At 33.3% G+C, this 13,406-nt stretch carries 15 protein-coding genes; all 15 read left to right on the top strand.

Annotated features, from left to right (window positions below):
- The first annotated feature begins 65 nt into the window (after positions 1-65).
- The 15 genes from RBATCC27255_RS10630 to RBATCC27255_RS02685 all read left to right on the top strand — a co-directional run bounded on the left by RBATCC27255_RS10630 (position 66) and on the right by RBATCC27255_RS02685 (position 13,398).
- Positions 66-194, top strand: coding sequence for a hypothetical protein (locus RBATCC27255_RS10630; RefSeq protein ID WP_278292229.1), 129 nt, complete (start codon positions 66-68; stop codon positions 192-194).
- A gap of 420 nt (positions 195-614) precedes the next feature.
- Positions 615-1,244, top strand: coding sequence for a sugar transferase (locus RBATCC27255_RS02750; protein ID WP_242958558.1), 630 nt, complete (start codon positions 615-617; stop codon positions 1,242-1,244).
- Positions 1,234-2,325 carry a glycosyltransferase family 4 protein gene (locus RBATCC27255_RS02745; protein ID WP_169923214.1) on the top strand — a complete coding sequence of 364 codons (1,092 nt, stop codon included), beginning with the start codon at positions 1,234-1,236 and terminating at the stop codon, positions 2,323-2,325. The genes RBATCC27255_RS02750 and RBATCC27255_RS02745 overlap by 11 nt, the downstream gene beginning before the upstream one ends.
- Before the next feature lie 28 nt (positions 2,326-2,353).
- Positions 2,354-3,502: an EpsG family protein gene (locus tag RBATCC27255_RS02740; protein ID WP_101028631.1), complete on the top strand. Its 1,149-nt coding sequence runs from the start codon at positions 2,354-2,356 to the stop codon at positions 3,500-3,502.
- Between the two features lie 24 nt (positions 3,503-3,526).
- Positions 3,527-4,618, top strand: a complete 1,092-nt coding sequence (locus RBATCC27255_RS02735; RefSeq protein ID WP_242958557.1) for a glycosyltransferase family 1 protein — start codon at positions 3,527-3,529, stop codon at positions 4,616-4,618.
- A gap of 15 nt (positions 4,619-4,633) precedes the next feature.
- Positions 4,634-5,593, top strand: a complete 960-nt coding sequence (locus RBATCC27255_RS02730; RefSeq protein WP_101028630.1) for a DUF6625 family protein — start codon at positions 4,634-4,636, stop codon at positions 5,591-5,593.
- 13 nt (positions 5,594-5,606) lie between these two features.
- Positions 5,607-6,524: a glycosyltransferase family 2 protein gene (locus tag RBATCC27255_RS02725; protein ID WP_101028629.1), complete on the top strand. Its 918-nt coding sequence runs from the start codon at positions 5,607-5,609 to the stop codon at positions 6,522-6,524.
- An 18-nt stretch (positions 6,525-6,542) separates the two neighbouring features.
- Positions 6,543-7,085, top strand: a complete 543-nt coding sequence (locus tag RBATCC27255_RS02720) for a serine O-acetyltransferase (RefSeq protein ID WP_101028628.1) — start codon at positions 6,543-6,545, stop codon at positions 7,083-7,085.
- Positions 7,086-7,101: 16 nt separating this feature from the next.
- Positions 7,102-8,214, top strand: a complete 1,113-nt coding sequence (locus RBATCC27255_RS02715; RefSeq protein WP_187128349.1) for a glycosyltransferase — start codon at positions 7,102-7,104, stop codon at positions 8,212-8,214.
- A 5-nt stretch (positions 8,215-8,219) separates the two neighbouring features.
- Positions 8,220-8,750 carry an acyltransferase gene (locus tag RBATCC27255_RS02710; RefSeq protein WP_101028626.1) on the top strand — a complete coding sequence of 177 codons (531 nt, stop codon included), beginning with the start codon at positions 8,220-8,222 and terminating at the stop codon, positions 8,748-8,750.
- A 94-nt stretch (positions 8,751-8,844) separates the two neighbouring features.
- Positions 8,845-10,059: a glycosyltransferase family protein gene (locus RBATCC27255_RS02705; RefSeq protein ID WP_101028625.1), complete on the top strand. Its 1,215-nt coding sequence runs from the start codon at positions 8,845-8,847 to the stop codon at positions 10,057-10,059.
- Between the two features lie 3 nt (positions 10,060-10,062).
- Positions 10,063-11,031, top strand: coding sequence for a glycosyltransferase (locus tag RBATCC27255_RS02700; protein ID WP_101028624.1), 969 nt, complete (start codon positions 10,063-10,065; stop codon positions 11,029-11,031).
- 1 nt (position 11,032) lies between these two features.
- Positions 11,033-12,124 (top strand): non-hydrolyzing UDP-N-acetylglucosamine 2-epimerase, encoded by a 1,092-nt coding sequence (wecB, locus tag RBATCC27255_RS02695; protein ID WP_101028623.1) that lies wholly within the window; start codon positions 11,033-11,035, stop codon positions 12,122-12,124.
- A gap of 3 nt (positions 12,125-12,127) precedes the next feature.
- The gene (locus tag RBATCC27255_RS02690; protein WP_101028622.1) at positions 12,128-12,460 is read left to right on the top strand and encodes an LbetaH domain-containing protein; all 333 of its coding nucleotides are present in this window, start codon (positions 12,128-12,130) and stop codon (positions 12,458-12,460) included.
- Between the two features lie 11 nt (positions 12,461-12,471).
- Entirely contained in the window at positions 12,472-13,398 is a 927-nt protein-coding gene (locus tag RBATCC27255_RS02685; protein ID WP_101028621.1) for a glycosyltransferase family 2 protein, read from the top strand.
- Positions 13,399-13,406 lie beyond the last annotated feature (8 nt).

Genomic DNA, 13,406 nt, shown 5'->3' with positions numbered 1-13,406 from the left:
GTAAGGTGCTTTTTTATTGTCCGAAGACATTAAACTACGGGAGACACCCGAAAAACTGAAAGGATATGAAAAAAATGGCGGTTGACGGTATTTTGAGATTTGATACAAAAATTGATACCGATGGGTTCCGTTCGGGTACAAAAGAAATTTCGTCAAAAATGCTTGACCTTAAAATTCATATTTTCAACAAATGACAGAAAATTTTCTTTGCTCAGAGGCTCGTTTTGACTGTTGTAAATTTTAAGAAGTTTGCCGATTTTGATAACTCCGTAAAGATTTGCCGCAGCCGCAAAATATCTGTATAAAAGGTCTTGTGTTTCCTTTGAAAGTGTACATTTTGATATTAAAATTTGTGCTTGCTTTGCGGCAGAGCCATTATATCTCATAAGAAAATTGCATAAATCAATAAAAACAATTAGAATTGTTTACTGCATTAGCAAAATTAAATCATAATTACAACAAACCCTTGCGTAATTATTTCTATATTTGTTAAAAAACACTTTTTTTAATTGCTTTTTTCCATATTCTCCTTTTTTATTGCTTATTGATGCTTTCTGTGGTATAATTCTATAGATGTATTGCGTAAGTTAGTTTTGGGTTGAGGAGTATTAAATATGAAAGACAGAAAAATGTCGTTTTATAACAGAATTGTGAAAAGAATGCTTGATATTATCTGTTCACTTGTAGCGATAGTGTGTCTGTCAGTACTTTACCTTCCGATATGTGCCATAATAAAATGCACGAGCGAAGGTCCTGTTTTTTTTAGGCAGAAAAGAATAGGAAAAAACAAAAAATATTTCAATATTCTGAAATTCCGCACAATGAGAATTGATACTCCCAAGGATTGTCCTACACATCTTCTTAAAAATCCTGAACAGTATATAACTAAGGTGGGTGCGTTTTTAAGAAAGACAAGTCTTGACGAATTGCCTCAAATTTTTAATATTTTTAAGGGCGATATGTCGGTTATCGGTCCAAGACCTGCACTTTGGAATCAGGATGATTTGATTTCTGAAAGAGATGAGTACGGTATAAATGATTTAAAACCCGGCTTGACGGGTTGGGCGCAGATTAACGGCAGAGATGAGCTTCCTATCCCTGAAAAAGTTCAGATGGATAAGGTTTATTGTGACAATGTCAGTTTTGTTTTTGATTTAAAATGCCTTTTTATGACAGTTGTAAGCGTGTTTAAGCATGATGGTGTAGTTGAGGGCGGAACAGGAGCAATTGCTGATGAAGAATAATCGTAAAAAAGTTATGATTCTTACCAATCATTCTTACATGCTGTATCGTTTCAGAAAAGAATTGATTGAAGAACTTATGAAAAACTATGAGGTCGTACTGAGTATGCCTTTTGTAGGACATCATGAGGATTTCATAAATATGGGACTGCGCTGTATTGAAACTAAGATGGATCGCAGAGGGGTTAATCCGATTCACGATTTTTCACTTATGAAATTTTATAAAAAAATATTACAGGAAGAAAACCCTGATTTGGTAATTACATACTCTATCAAACCTAATGTTTACGGCGGATTGATGTGTGAAAAGTTAAATATTCCGTTTTATGCGAATGTTCAGGGATTAGGAACGGCGTTTCAAAAGCCCGGACTTGCTCAGTTTGCGACAGTTCTTTATAAAACAGCCTTTAAAAAGGTAAAAACGGTATTTTTTGAAAATCAGGTTAATGCAGATGAATTTGTTGACAGAAAGATTATTTCTGTCGAGAAAGAAACTATTTTGAACGGCGCAGGAATCAATCTTGAAATTTATGAGTACAAGCCTTACCCGAAAAGTGATCCGCCGCATTTTTTGTATCTTGGCAGAATCATGAAGGAAAAGGGCATGGATGAATTGTTTTCTGCGGCTGAGAAGCTTCACGATGACGGCTATAAATTTGTACTTGACCTTGTAGGCTTTTTTGAAGATGAATACAAGGAAAGAGTTGAGTTACTTGAAAGTAAGGGCGTTGTAAAATTCCATGGATTTCAGGAAGAACCAAGACCTTACTATGCGACCGCCGATTGTGTGGTAATGCCAAGCTATCACGAGGGTATGAGTAATGTAAATCTCGAAGCTTCAGCAACAGGCAGACCTGTCATTACCACTGATATTCCGGGTTGCAGAGAGTCGGTGGAAAATGAATATACAGGCTGGCTTTGTGAACCTAAAAGCGTTGACAGCCTTTATGAAAAAATGAAAGCTTTTCTTGAAACAGATATTTCAAAACGAGAAGTTATGGGTAAATACGCCCGACAAAAAATGGTGGACGAATTTGATAAAAAAATCGTTGTAAACGATACAATAAAGGCTTTAGACTTGTAATTAATATAGATTTTTCAGGTGTGATTTAATGATAATTTACTGGTCCATGATACTTTGGATTTTTTTGATATATATTTTGTATGATATCACTCATAAAGAAGATATAGCGCTTACCGATTATAATTTACAACAGGGAATACAAAGAAGAGTTCCGTGGGCGTATGCTTTTTTAGTTTTCGGTTATTTCATATTTTGGGCATCAATGAGGCACTATGTTTCCGATACAACCGCATATGTTGCAGCTTTTAATAACTATTCAACAAACTTTTCGGAAGAGTTTTCAAAATTAAATTGGGATCCATGGTCTTCCGAAGGCAAGGGAGTTCTCTTTAATGCATACAGCATTTTCTTTAAGTGTTTTATCTCAGATAATTACACGCTTTGGCTGAGTTCAATTGCTATTTTCTCAGGTGTGTGTGTAATGATATCATTGAGAAAATATTGCATGAATGCAGATTTCTTTTTGGCTTCATTTTTGTTTTTGGCATTCCTGTGTTATTCGGGTTATATGCTCAACGGAATGAGGCAGTTTATTTGTGTTGCCGTGTCATTTTTGTGCTGTGATTTTATTATTACCGGAAAGTTTTTTAAATTCTTGACTATGGTAGCAATTTTGATATTTATCCATTCTACGGCAATTTTCTTAATACCGATTTACTTTATTGCCAGGTTAAAACCTTGGAGCAAGTTAGTTTGGCTTTTTATTTTTGCAATGGTATTGATTACTGTTTTTGCCGAGCCGTTTTTTGGCAAGGTTGATGAATTTGCTCAAGGCACATCTTATGAAAATGATATAAGTACATATTTTAAAGAAGATGACGGCGTTAATCCGTTGAGAGTTTTATTCTATGCTGTTCCACCCGTTTTAGCTTTTGTTTATCGGGAAAAGTTAAGCAAATATTATGAAAAAATGCCGGTGCTTTCTTTGTGCGTAAACTTATCTGTGTTTACGGCATCAGTTTATCTTGTAGGTATGGTTACCAGCGGTATCTTTATCGGTAGGCTTCCGATTTACAGTGAATTATACGATTTAATTTTGATTCCTGTTTTGTTAAGGATATGTTTTAATGAAAATAATAGAAAATATGTCTATTTTGGATATGTTGCAGTATTATTGCTCTATTATTATTTAACAGGACCGACATATTACCATAGCGATTACTTTGGTGGATTTTAATTATTTGATTTAGGGGTTAATAATTTGAATGTTTTAAGAATATTACATATTGTAACATACATGGGGCGTGGCGGTCTTGAAACTATGATTATGAATTATTACAGAAACATAGACCGTACTAAAATTCAATTTGATTTTCTTGTACATCGTCAGGAAAAGGCTGATTATGATGATGAGATATTATCTTTAGGCGGACATATTTATCATATGCCTATGCTGAATCCCTTTTCTAAGGCTTATTTTAATGCGCTTGATGACTTCTTTGATAATCATAAGTACGATATTGTGCATTCACATTTGGATTGCATGAGTGCATATCCTTTAAAAATTGCACAAAAACATGGCGTTAAGGTGAGAATTGCACATTCGCATAATAAAAGTCAAGACAAAAATTTAAAGTATCCCATTAAGCTTCTTTCAAAACATTTAATTCCTAAGTACGCTACGCATCTTTTTTCTTGCGGTAAAGAGGCAGGAGATTGGATGTTTGGCGGAAATGCATATACTGTCTTAAATAATGCAATTGACGCTGAAAAATATCGGTATGACTGTCAAATAAGAAATCAAGTGCGTGACGAACTGAAAATCAGTAAATCTGATTTTGTAATCGGACATGTCGGAAGATTTAATCCTCAAAAGAATCATCCGTTTTTGATTGATGTTTTTAAGAGTGTACATGATAAAAACAGAAATTCCAAACTGCTTCTTGTAGGAACAGGTAACGGACAGAGTAATATAAGAGAAAAAGTTGATAATCTTGGTTTATCGGATTCCGTGTTTTTTTTAGGAAACAGGGGAGATGTGAATAGAATACTACAGGCAATGGATGTCTTTTTGTTTCCGTCTTTGTATGAAGGATTGCCACTTTCAATAATAGAAGCGCAGGCTGCAGGATTGCCTTGTATCATTTCTGACAGTGTTCCGTCTGAATGCAGAGTTACAGACCTTGCTGAGTCGTTAGATTTGAACTTGCCGATTGATGAGTGGGCGGATGTTGTTTTAGAAAAACAAAGTACGATTAGAAAAAACACGATTGATGATATAAAAAAATCAGGTTTTGATGTTAAACAGAATGTCAGCATTTTGGAATCATTTTATAACAGATTTAATCAATAATGTAGGAGAGTAATAATGAGAAATAAAGCAGTGCTTATAATTCCATATTTTGGAAACATTCCTGATTATTTTAATTTATGGTTAAAGTCGGCTGAGGCTAATTGCGAATTTAATTTTTACATTTATACTGATTTGGCTTTAAAAGTGAACAAGAATTCTAATGTTAAAATTAAATATATGACATTTGATTTTATTAAACAAAAAATAAAAAGAATGTTTGGAAATAGTGTAAAGATAAATTCTCCATATAAGCTTTGTGACTATAAACCTGCTTATGGTGATATATTCTATGATGATATAAAAGAATTTGACTTTTGGGGTTTTTGTGATATAGATTTAATTTTTGGTTATCTTTCTCATTTTATTACAGATGATATATTGGATAAAAATGAAAAAGTATTTTATCACGGACATTTTAGCTTGTTTAAGAACACTCCCACTATGAATAGGCTGTATTTAAGAAAATATAATGGCGTTTGTGATTATAATATCGCTTTTCACACAAATTATTGTTGCCATTTTGACGAAGACGGTACTGTAGCATATGCACCAAAGTATGATAACATAAGTTTATATTTTGATTGGCTTTTTTACGATGTTCCGTGTTGTTCATATGAATTTACAACTTTAGCGGGTGATACTGAAAGATATGTGGTTTGGGACAATGGTAAATTGTTTGTTCGTGATGTCACCGGTTTAAATTATGAAGTGATGTATGTACATTTGCAGAAACGCAAAATGTTGGGATGGCAGAATATAACGGATGATTGTGAGCACTTTTATATTTTAAGAAACTATTTTATTGTATGTAAAAAAGATGAACTGATTTTTAGGTTAAATTCCGTGGATGTTGAACAAAGAAAAATTTTTATGGACAGATATCATAAATTGAGAAGAAAACAAGTGTTTAATAATATCATGTCTGGAGCTATAAAAATGCGGATAAATAGATTATTGTTTAAAATTCGAAATTAACGGAAGTATTATTATGAAATTTATAAATAAAGTACAATTGACGATATTTACCCCTGCTTATAATAGGGCACATACAATAGGTCGTACATATAAATCTTTGTGTTCCCAAAAATGCAAGGATTTCGTGTGGCTTATAGTTGATGACGGTTCAACTGATAATACGGCTGAATTAGTAAAAGACTGGATGTCAAAAGATAACGGCTTCGAAATTCAGTACATATATAAAGAAAACGGCGGTATGCATACCGCACACAATGTTGCGTATAGAAATATACATACCGAACTCAATACTTGTATAGATTCTGATGACGCTTTATCTGAGAACGCTGTTGAAAAAATTATAAACAAATGGAATCAGGTAAAAAGCAGGGGTTATGCAGGTATTATTGCACTCGACGCCAATATGAATACGGGAAAGGTTATAGGAAAAGGTTTTCCTAAAGATATGACAGAAACCACATTGTCGGGTTATTATGCGTCAGGTGGTTCAGGGGATAAGAAACTAATTTATCGTACTGATATTATTAATTCTGTCCCTGAGTATCCGGTATTTGATAATGAAAAATATCTTGCACTTGCATATAAATATAAGTTGATAGATCAGAAGTATAAACTTGCTGTTTTAAATGAAGTAGTGTGCGATGTAGAATACCAGGAAGACGGTAATTCACACACTATGTATAAGCAGTACATGAAATGCCCAAAGAGCTTTGCCTTCTGGAGAAAGATATGTATGCAATATCCTGATTCTAATAAAAGATTATTGGTAGATTGTGTACATTATGTTGCCGACAGTATAATAGCAAAAAATAAACATTATATCAAAGAGTCACCTTGTAAAGTCTTAACATTTTTTTTGAGTCCAATGGGCTTTTTGTTTTACCTTTATATAAGAAGCAAGTTAGATTCTATTATGAAAGTAGGAGATTAATGAGGTGAAAACAAAAAAATGAATGCATTATTTAAAACAGATTTTTACCGTATGACTGGTAATGAGTGGAAGGTAAATTTGTCTAATATATGTAAATTTATTTTTCAACATAATATCAGATTTATGTATCATTACAGAAAGTATTCACAAAACCATAGCGTTTACCGTAAATATAAAATTTATAGATATAGCCGAAAATATGGCATAGAATTTGCACCCGATGTACAAATTGGGGAAGGTTTATACCTTGGACATCCATACAACATAACAGTAGGTGGAGGAGTTAAAATTGGTAATAATGTTAATCTTTCAAAGGGATGTACATTAGGTATGGAAAATAGAGGAAATCGTAGAGGAGTTCCGGTAATAGGAAATCATGTGTTCATTGGAATCAATGCGACAGTTGTAGGCAAAATTACTATTGGTGATGATGTGTTTATAGCACCTAATAGTTTTGTTAATTTTGATGTACCTGATCATTCTGTGGTTGTTGGTAATCCGGGCGTGATTCATAGAAAAAAAGATGCAACTTTAGCATATATAAATTTCTCTGTAGAATAAGAGGTTTAGAGCGATAATGAAAAAGGTACTATATTTGATTCCTAATCTTGCACACGGTGGGGCTGAAAAAGTTTTGGTTAATCTCGCCAATAATATGAATAAAACAAAATTTGATGTAACAGTTCAAACTTTGTTTGATGTAGGTGTTAATCGACAGTATCTTAACTCTGATGTAAAATATATCGGCGGGTTCAAGAGAATGCCTCGTGGCAATACATATGTGATGAAACTTTTTTCTCCTGAAAAACTGTTTAAGTATTTTATAAGAGATAACTATGATATTATTGTTTCGTATTTAGAAGGTCCTACCGCACGAATTGTAAGCGGTTGCACTAACCCAAATACTAAGCTTGTCAGCTGGATTCACATAGAACAGCATACAAAAGAGCTTGCTTCCAAGAGCTTTAGAAGCTATAAAGAAGCATTAGATTGCTATTCAAAGTTTGACAGGACTGTTTGTGTATCTGACACTGTAAAAGATGATTTTGAATCAATTTTTGATACTAAGAAACCTGTTGAAGTTCTGTATAATACAAATGAATCAGAAATAATAAAAAAACTTTCCGATGAGAAAGTTAATGATGTTAATTTTAGCAAGGACATAATCAATGTTATCTCAGTAGCAAAAATTGTACCTTCAAAGGGTTATGACAGGTTAATTAAGATACATAAAAAGCTTATTGAAGAAAATATAAAAAATCATATTTATATTCTCGGAATAGGCGAAGAAAAGGAAAAATATGAAAAGTATTTGACAGAAAATAATCTTACCGATACTTTTACATTTTTAGGTTACAGAGATAATCCGTATAAATATGTGAAAAAGGCAGATTTGTATGTTTGTTCTTCGAGAAGAGAGGGTTTCAGTACAGCTGTTACAGAAGCATTGATTGTCGGAACTCCTGTTGTTAGCACAAATTGTAGTGGTGCGTACGAATTATTAGGCGAAAACAACGAGTACGGTATTGTAACAGAAAATGATGAAGATGCACTTTATGAGGGCATTAAAAAAATACTGACGACGCCTGATTTGCTTGAAGCTTATGCCGCAAAAGCAAAAGAGCGTGGTAAAGCTTTCAGTACCGAAAAGACAGTAAAAGCTGTTGAAGAAATGTTAGAAAATTTGTGATTGATATGTCATTAAAATCTTTTATTAAGTCCAAAGTGATGAGATTAAGAAGTGAGATTTCAACGGAAGAGTTAGTAAAATTTGGACTAAAGGTCGGTAAAAATTTCAGCAGACAGGAAAAGACCTTAATTGATCAATCACATTGTTGGCTTATAACAATTGGTGATGATGTTACGTTGGCGCAGAGAGTCCATATTCTTGCTCATGATGCAAGTACCAAGAAAGGCATTGGGTTTACTAAAATTGGTCTCGTTAATATCGGAAATAATGTGTTTATCGGAGCTTCTTCAACTGTATTATCTAATGTAACTATTGGCGATAATGTTGTTATCGGTGCCGGAAGTATTATTTCTAAAGATATTCCTTCAAACAGTGTTGCTGTCGGAAATCCTGCAAAAGTTATTTGTAGCTATGCTGAATTTATAAATAGAAAAGAAAATGAACTAAACAGATCACCACATTATGATTCTAAATATACATTAAGAAATCCTAATTTTAATGATGAAATGAAACGAGAAATGATTAGAGATTTATAATTACATAATGGGTTTGGCTATGTTGAATGATTGTTACAAAATTAGATGTTGTGTGGAAAATTTATGTCCATTAAATAAAATGAGGTGTGTAGAAGTGAAAGTTCTTATCATAAATGGTGATTGCATTACGAAAAATTCGTCGGCAAATTTATGTCATTTAGCGTATATACGAGGATTGGTTGATTTAGGATATGAAGTAACTTTACTAAGTGCAGATTCAAAGGAATACGATGTTGACAAATCAATGATAATTCCCTCTTCGGTTAAGTGTATATACTATTATGGTACAACCATTTATGAAAAAATGTCAATAAGCAAAAACAAGAGAAAAGTTGCCCCCTTTGCGCGAGTCGATTATTACACAAATAAAAGCAAAGTGAGTTTTAAATCAAAGCTTATAGATTCTGCCAAACATTTTGTTTTGTCACTTTATGGTGTTCACGGTATTTATAAAAAATTTGTTAATAAAGCAAAGCAATTTAAATCAACTGAAGTTTATGACTATGTTCTCTCCATTTCAACACCGGCATCAAGTCATTTACTTGCCTATAAGTTGATTCATAATAAACATATTAGGTATAAAAAATGGATTCAGATTTGGGAGGATCCGTGGACTTCTGATGTATACGGTTTTAGTGGTTCTAAAAAAATAGAAAATGAGGAAAGAAGATTATTGTCCTTGGCAGAACATATCTGTTATGTCAGTCCGTTGACGTTGGAAAACCAGAAAAAACTATATTCTGAGTCTGCTCACAAAATGTATTGGGCGCCTTTGCCGTTTTATTATAAAAATGATGAACAAGGTTCAACGGTGAATAAATATAATAATTATGGCTATTTTGGCGATTATGCTCCTGTAAGTAGAGATTTAGCACCGTTTTATGCGGCTGCTAAAAATATAGATATTAATGTGAACATTTGTGGTAATCCCAGCAATCTGTTTGCTCAAACAGATAAAATCACAATTTATCCAAGGTTGCAATTAAATGAGCTTAAGCCTATTGAAGATAAAACTAATGTGCTTGTTTTTTTGTGTAACAGAAAGGGCGGACAAATTCCGGGAAAAATATATCAATATTCCGCAACCTATAAAACTATTCTGTTTATTCTTGATGGTACAGACGAAGACAAGAAAGTGTTAAAATCATATTTTGAACAATTTAACAGATATATATTCTGTGAAAATACAGTTGAGGATATTGAACGTGCAATTAAGCTAATAGAGAACAATGATTTTGGTAATGTAAAAAATGAGCCGATTGATGAATTTAATCCGGCTAAAACAATTATGAAAGTTCTTGAAGGTTAGTATATGGATAGTAAATCGCTGATAAGTGTGATTGTTCCAATTTATAATGTTGAGAAATATCTTGAACGCTGTGTTGACAGCATTGTAAATCAGACATATAGAAATCTTGAAATAATTCTTGTTGATGACGGTTCGCCTGATAACTGTCCCAAAATGTGTGATGACTTTGCTAAAAAGGATTCTCGTATAAGGGTTGTACATAAGAAAAACGGCGGTCTGTCTGATGCAAGAAATTCAGGTATGAAAATTGCTTCCGGAGAGTGCATTGTGTTTGTTGACTCCGATGATTACGTTGATTGCAATATGATAGCTAAAATGTATGATGTTATGCTGAAAGATGACAGCGATGTTGTTTCTTGCGGTGTTAAATGGGTTGACGAAAATGGTGAGGTAATATCTGAACCTACAGTTGACAAGAATGAAATATTAGACACAAACGAAGCAATGCTTGAAATTATAATTGATGGTAAACTTAAGCAGCATGTCTGGAATAAAATGTATAAAACAGAATTGATTCAAGATATTTTATTTGAAAAAGGCAAATATCACGAAGATGTATTTTGGTCTTATCAAGTGTTCGGTAAAGCAAGAAAAACTTCTGTTATTGTTGATTCGTTTTACTATTATGTACAGCGAGATAACAGTATTATGGGTTGTGGCTTTTCTGAAAAAAGGCTTGATGTTTTAGAGGCAAATCGCCAAAGATGCGATTATGTAAAAAGGTATTTTCCTGCATATTATGATACTGCTATCAGCATTTATATGGGAACTTGTATGTATCAGATGCAATGTGCTTTGCATTCAAAAGCGGAAAAATATATCATTGATAATATAAAGGAAAATTTAAAATATAAAAACAAAGGTAATATTTTTAATTATGTTAAAGGAAAACAGGCTGTTTGGATGAAGTTGTATTTTGCGTTTCCAAAATTAACTTGCTTATTAAGAAATTGCTTAAATGTAGGGGTGTAGTATGAAAAAAGTAATGTTAGTGTTTGGTACACGACCTGAAGCAATAAAAATGTGTCCGTTAGTAAATGAGCTGAAAAGCAGAAAAAATATAGTAACAAAAGTTTGCGTAACAGGACAGCACAGACAGATGCTTGATCAGGTGCTTGAAATCTTCAATGTTGTGCCGGATTATGATTTGTCCATAATGAAAGACAAGCAGACATTGTTTGATATAACAACAAATATTTTAAATAAAATCAAGGAAGTACTTGAGATTGAAAAACCTGATGTTGTGTTGGTTCACGGTGATACATCAACAACATTTGTTACGGCTCTTGCGTGTTTTTATATGCAGATTCCTGTCGGTCATGTTGAGGCAGGACTCAGAACATATAACATATATTCACCGTATCCCGAGGAATTTAACAGACAGGCTGTCGGCATAGTGGCAAGCTATAATTTTGCTCCTACAGAAATGTCAAAGAACAATTTAATTAACGAGGGCAAGAATCCCGACAATATATTTGTAACAGGTAATACTGCGATTGATGCCTTGAAAACCACAGTAAGATCTGATTATATACACCCTGAACTCGAATGGGCATCTGACAGCAGATTGATTATGTTGACTGCTCACAGACGAGAAAATCTTGGTGTACCGATGCATAATATGTTCAGAGCAATCAGAAGAATTGTTGATGAAACTTCTGATGTAAAGGTTATTTATCCGATTCATATGAATCCGGTTGTCAGAAAAGCTGCCGATGAGGAACTTGGGAATGATGACAGAATACATATCATAGAACCTCTTGATGTACTTGACTTTCATAATTTTCTTTCAAGAAGTTATCTTATATTGACAGACAGCGGCGGTATCCAAGAGGAAGCTCCTTCCCTCGGTAAACCTGTTCTTGTTATGCGTGATACAACAGAAAGACCGGAGGGCATAAAAGCGGGCACTCTGAAATTAGTCGGTACGGATGAAACCATAATTTACAACGAGTTTAAAAAATTGCTCACAGACAGTGAAGAATACGAAAAAATGAGCAAAGCGTCAAATCCATACGGTGATGGCTTTGCGTGTAAAAGAATTGCTGATATATTGGAGAAATAAATTATGAGTATTAAAGAATTGATTAAGAAAGTTATAGGATATAGTAATGTAAAAATGGATTCAAATTACTATCGTGAATTAGGTGCTGTGATAGGTGATAATGTTGTTATTGGTGCAAGTAGCGTTGTAACTCATGATATACCCAGTAACAGTGTTTATGCCGGAAATCCCGCGGAATATATTTGCCGTTTTGATGAGTTTTCAGAAAAACATAAGAATAACCAGATATCTCACCCTATATTTAGAAAATATAGATGGTATGATTGGCCTAACGCTTCAGCTGAAGAAAAAGAACAAATGAGAAAAGAACTAGAGGATAAATTTGGATATCTTTAATTTGAGGCGTGATGAAAAATATGAAGCATAAATATAAGATTACATTGTTTACCCCAACATATAACAGGGGATACATTATAAGTAGATTATATGAATCAATAAAAAGACAAACATTCAGGGATTTTGAATGGATCATATTTGATGATGGTTCAACTGATGATACCGAAAGCCTTGTAAATATTTGGAAGTCAGAAAATAATGATTTCCCCATTATATATATGAAAGGAAAAAACGGAGGTAAATGCAGAGCCACTAATCGTGCATTAGAGGTTGCTCAAGGCGAAATTTTCTTTACAATAGATTCGGATGATTACTTGACTGATGATGCCTGTGAAAAAATAAATGACTGGATGGAATCTATAAGAAATCTTCCTGATTACTGCGGTATAGTTGCCAATCGTGGACAATCGCCTACAGAAACAAGGAATACCACCTGGCGTGATGATCCAAAATCTCCTTGGTATAATAAACCGTATAGAGATGCAACATTTTTGGAGCGTTATCCTGAAACGACAAAATATCCGATTGACGGAGAGAGAGCAGAAGTATTTTGGACGGATATATTTAAAAAATATCCTTATCCTGAGTTTGATGGTGAAAATTTCATTACTCCCTGTATTCCATGGAACAGAATGGCTCACGATGGTTTTAAAATAAGAGTTTTTGAGGATATTATTTGGATATGGGAGTATCTTGACGATGGACTTACCGTCAAAGGCGCAAATAATAGATTTTTAAACAATCCGCAAGGTCATTTTCTTACGCATTATGAAAAAGCAAAGTTTTTGCATTATTCTTTTATTAAAAAGTTAAAAATGTATTATACTTTTTATTGCGATTTTTCAGATAGACTGCCAATCGAGAAAATTGCTGAATATTTGCATGCACCTAAATTTTTAATTAGTATGTGTGCCAAAGTACATAAATTAAGAAAATAATATGTAGA

The organism is Ruminococcus bromii (assembly GCF_002834225.1).
Taxonomy (GTDB): Bacteria; Bacillota; Clostridia; order Oscillospirales; family Acutalibacteraceae; genus Ruminococcoides; species Ruminococcoides bromii.
Note: the sequence above shows the minus strand (reverse complement) of the source record. Positions and strands in the feature narration are given on the sequence as shown.

Bases quoted from the DNA above. Each gene is read 5' to 3' on its own strand.
- RBATCC27255_RS10630 (WP_278292229.1), top strand. From the start codon at position 66: ATGAAAAAAATGGCGGTTGACGGTATTTTGAGATTTGATACAAAAATT.
- RBATCC27255_RS02750 (WP_242958558.1), top strand. From the start codon at position 615: ATGAAAGACAGAAAAATGTCGTTTTATAACAGAATTGTGAAAAGAATG.
- RBATCC27255_RS02745 (WP_169923214.1), top strand. From the start codon at position 1,234: ATGAAGAATAATCGTAAAAAAGTTATGATTCTTACCAATCATTCTTAC.
- RBATCC27255_RS02740 (WP_101028631.1), top strand. From the start codon at position 2,354: ATGATAATTTACTGGTCCATGATACTTTGGATTTTTTTGATATATATT.
- RBATCC27255_RS02730 (WP_101028630.1), top strand. From the start codon at position 4,634: ATGAGAAATAAAGCAGTGCTTATAATTCCATATTTTGGAAACATTCCT.
- RBATCC27255_RS02725 (WP_101028629.1), top strand. From the start codon at position 5,607: ATGAAATTTATAAATAAAGTACAATTGACGATATTTACCCCTGCTTAT.
- RBATCC27255_RS02720 (WP_101028628.1), top strand. From the start codon at position 6,543: ATGAATGCATTATTTAAAACAGATTTTTACCGTATGACTGGTAATGAG.
- RBATCC27255_RS02715 (WP_187128349.1), top strand. From the start codon at position 7,102: ATGAAAAAGGTACTATATTTGATTCCTAATCTTGCACACGGTGGGGCT.
- RBATCC27255_RS02710 (WP_101028626.1), top strand. From the start codon at position 8,220: ATGTCATTAAAATCTTTTATTAAGTCCAAAGTGATGAGATTAAGAAGT.
- RBATCC27255_RS02700 (WP_101028624.1), top strand. From the start codon at position 10,063: ATGGATAGTAAATCGCTGATAAGTGTGATTGTTCCAATTTATAATGTT.
- wecB (WP_101028623.1), top strand. From the start codon at position 11,033: ATGAAAAAAGTAATGTTAGTGTTTGGTACACGACCTGAAGCAATAAAA.
- RBATCC27255_RS02690 (WP_101028622.1), top strand. From the start codon at position 12,128: ATGAGTATTAAAGAATTGATTAAGAAAGTTATAGGATATAGTAATGTA.
- RBATCC27255_RS02685 (WP_101028621.1), top strand. From the start codon at position 12,472: ATGAAAAATATGAAGCATAAATATAAGATTACATTGTTTACCCCAACA.